Raw genomic sequence first — 3032 nt, forward strand, 5'->3', positions numbered from 1 at the left:
GGTCAGCACGCCCTGGATGAGTTTGCCGTCCTCACCGACTGCATAGCCCTGCAGGTTGGCACCCGAAGAGTTCACCACATAACCGGCCTTGTCGCTGTAGAACGCGCCAGCACGGGTGTAGATCTTCGAACCGTTGTCGTTCAGGGCAAAGAAACCGTTGCCATCGATGGCCATGTCCAGCGCCTGGCCGGTGGCATTGATGTTGCCTGGAGTGAACAACTGCGAAACCGCAGCGGTTTTCACCCCGGTACCGATCACGGTCTTGCCCGCGCTGGTGCCACGTACGGAGTTGGAGTACTGGTCGGCGAACTCGGCGCGCGACGACTTGAAGCCGGTGGTGGCAACGTTGGCAATGTTGTTGCCGGTAACGTTCAGGGCCTTGTTTGCTGCATAGAGGCCGCTAAGGCCGATATTGAAAGACATGTGTAACTCCTGTCGTTTTGCTCAGGCCCTAGATGCCGATGCTTTGAATTTTGGAAAGCGCAACACTGCCCAGGCCGGCCAGGTTGAGCGTCATTTCCGAACCGTTGCTGCCCATGGTCACGCTGGTCACCGAGGCCGGCAGATTGGTGGTCATGGCCGTGGCCTGGCCATCGATCGAGGCGCTGGCCTTGAAGGTGTAGGTGCCGGCATCGGCCACTTCACCGTCGTCGTTCAGGCCATCCCAGGTGAAGTCGATGCTGCCGGCCTTCTGGGTACCCAGCTCGATGGTACGTACCAGCTTGTCGTCCTTGTCGTAGATACCCACCGAGGTGGAGGTGCTGGACGAGGTAAGGTTGACCGAACCCTTCATGTCCTTGCTGGTGTCGACCACGGCCTTGTCGGTCTGCACGATCACATTGCGCCCGACCAGCGACGACGCCTGCAGGGCCTGGGAAGACTGCAGCCCAGTGGCGATATAGGTCACCGCATCATTCAGCGACTGCATGCTTTCGAGGCTGCTGAACTGCGCCAGCTGGGCCACGAACTCGCCGTTTTCCTGCGGGTCGAGCGGGTTCTGGTTCTGCATCTGGGTAACCAGCAACTGCAGGAAAGCGTCCTTGCCCAACGCGCTGCCGGCGGCACCGGTGCTGCTGTCGGTCTTGGAGGTCTGCTTCTGCAGCGAGGTCAGGTAGGCGCTACCGACGTCGGTGGTGGAATTGGTGGTGGTCATGTCGGCTTCCTATCACTGCCCCAGGGTCAGGACTTTCTGCATCATGCTTTTGGCGGTGTTCATCAGCTCGGCGTTGGTCTGGAACGCGCGGCTGGCGGAGATCATGTCAGCCATCTCCTCGACCACGTTGACGTTGGGGTAGTAGACGTAACCATCCTTGTTCGCCGCCGGGTGGTTCGGCTCGTAGCGCGCTTCCAGGGTGCTCTGGTCCTCGACGATGCCTTTGACCTGCACGCCCTGCCCCGCTTCGCCCTGGTCCTCGAACAGCGACTGGCTGCCGCCGGCCTGCGCATCCTGGAAGGTGGTGGCGAACACCGGGTGGCGGGCGCGGTAGGTCTGGTCGATGCTCGAGGACACGGTCTCGGCGTTGGCGATGTTGGAAGCGACGGTGTTCAGGCGCGTGTTCTGCGCGCTCATGCCGCTACCGGCAATATTGAAAACACTGGAAAGGGACATGGTCATTCTCCCCGCAGGGCGGAAACCAGCCCTTTGAATTTACTGTTGAGCAAGGTGAAGCTGGCCTGGAAACCGATGGCGTTTTCGGTGTAGTTCGATTGCTCGATCTGCGCGTCCACGGTGTTCTGGTCGATCGAAGGCTGCAGCGGGGTACGGTACTTGAGGGTATCGTCGGCCGCGATCGCCAGCCCATCGGCTTCGATATGGCGGCTGTTGGTCCGGTCCATGGCGAACCGGCCACCCTGCTGCTTGCTGGTTTCGGCAGCCAGCACCGAGGAAAAGTCCATGTCACGCGCCTTGTAGTTGGGCGTGTCGGCGTTGGCGATGTTGTTGGCCAGCACTTCGGCGCGCTGGGCGCGGAAGCCCAGGGCCTTTTCGTGGATACCAAGCGCCTTGTCGAAGCTGATGCTCATGTCGGGGAAACCTTCGGAGGTTGACCGGAATATCGTTGAGCAAGGTATAGCAAGGGCTGTGCCAACCACTGCAAAGCCTGGAAACACTGGGCTGCGAGGCAGCGTTCGGTGGGGTTGATGCCAGAAAAGCGGCAAAGGCCTTCCGCCTTGTGCGGCGAAAGCGGCAATTGCCGGGCGGCAAGAGCGGCAAACCAAAAAATTGACGTCGGCACCGCGCCGCCTGCATCGCCGGCAAGCCAGCTCCCACAAGTACTGCACAAATGCTGAGGCCTGTGCTGGTCCTGTGGGAGCTGGCTTGCCGGCGATAAGGCCCTGACAGGCAACAAAAAGGCCGGCAATTGTCGCTGCCGGCCTTTGGGCTTACTTGGCCTGGTAGATGATCCCCGGGCTGCACTGCACCATCTGGTAATGGTCCGGCAACCCGTTCAGCGCCTCCGAAGCCCCCAGGAACAGGTACCCGCCCGGCTTCAGGGTACTGTGAATGCGCAACAGAATGTCGCGCTTCACCTGCGCCGAGAAGTAGATCAGCACGTTGCGGCAAAACACGATGTCGAACTTGCCCAGGCTGGCATAACTGTCCAGCAGGTTGAACGAGCGGAATTCGACCCGGCTGCGAATCGCCGGTTTCACTGCCCAGCGCCCGGCCCCCTTGGGGTCGAAGTAACGTTGCAGGCGCTCCTGCGACAGGCCGCGGGCAATCGCCAGGCTATCGTACTCGCCGGTCTTGCAGTTGTTCAGCATGGTGCCAGACAGGTCGGTGGCAACAATTTGCGCCCCCATCTTCAGCTGGCCAAGGTTGCTGCGCTCGAATTCGTCGATGGCCATCGAGATGGAATACGGCTCCTGCCCCGACGAACAGGCTGCCGACCACATGCGCAGGCGCTGGCCGGGGTTGTTGCGGATGAACTCGGGGATCACCTTGTTCTTCAGCACTTCGAACGGGTAGGTATCGCGAAACCACAAGGTCTCGTTGGTGGTCATGGCATCGACCACCTGCTCGCGCAAACCGC

The 3032-nt window shown here is 60.9% G+C and carries 5 protein-coding genes; all 5 read right to left on the reverse strand.

The features are described 5' to 3' along the window. Positions 1-423: flagellar hook-basal body complex protein (locus HP546_RS28395; RefSeq protein ID WP_172232592.1), on the reverse strand; the 423-nt coding region annotated here is incomplete at its 3' end. Between the two features lie 28 nt (positions 424-451). Next, on the reverse strand, positions 452-1153 hold the full coding sequence (flgD, locus tag HP546_RS28400) for a flagellar hook assembly protein FlgD (RefSeq protein WP_172232595.1): 702 nt from the start codon (positions 1151-1153) through the stop codon (positions 452-454). Positions 1154-1165: 12 nt separating this feature from the next. Continuing rightward, entirely contained in the window at positions 1166-1609 is a 444-nt protein-coding gene (gene flgC / locus HP546_RS28405; RefSeq protein WP_026034446.1) for a flagellar basal body rod protein FlgC, read from the reverse strand. A gap of 2 nt (positions 1610-1611) precedes the next feature. Next, complete coding sequence (gene flgB, locus HP546_RS28410; RefSeq protein ID WP_172232598.1) at positions 1612-2022, reverse strand: flagellar basal body rod protein FlgB; 411 nt, start codon at positions 2020-2022, stop codon at positions 1612-1614. Positions 2023-2382: 360 nt separating this feature from the next. Beyond that, the coding region (gene cheR / locus HP546_RS28415; RefSeq protein ID WP_172232601.1) for a protein-glutamate O-methyltransferase CheR at positions 2383-3032 on the reverse strand (650 nt) is incomplete at its 5' end.

Source organism: Pseudomonas sp. CM25 (assembly GCF_013179705.1).
GTDB lineage: Bacteria > Pseudomonadota > Gammaproteobacteria > Pseudomonadales > Pseudomonadaceae > Aquipseudomonas.

Coding starts and splice junctions, on each gene's coding strand:
- flgD (WP_172232595.1), bottom strand. CDS start 1,153: ATGACCACCACCAATTCCACCACCGACGTCGGTAGCGCCTACCTGACC.
- flgC (WP_026034446.1), bottom strand. CDS start 1,609: ATGTCCCTTTCCAGTGTTTTCAATATTGCCGGTAGCGGCATGAGCGCG.
- flgB (WP_172232598.1), bottom strand. CDS start 2,022: ATGAGCATCAGCTTCGACAAGGCGCTTGGTATCCACGAAAAGGCCCTG.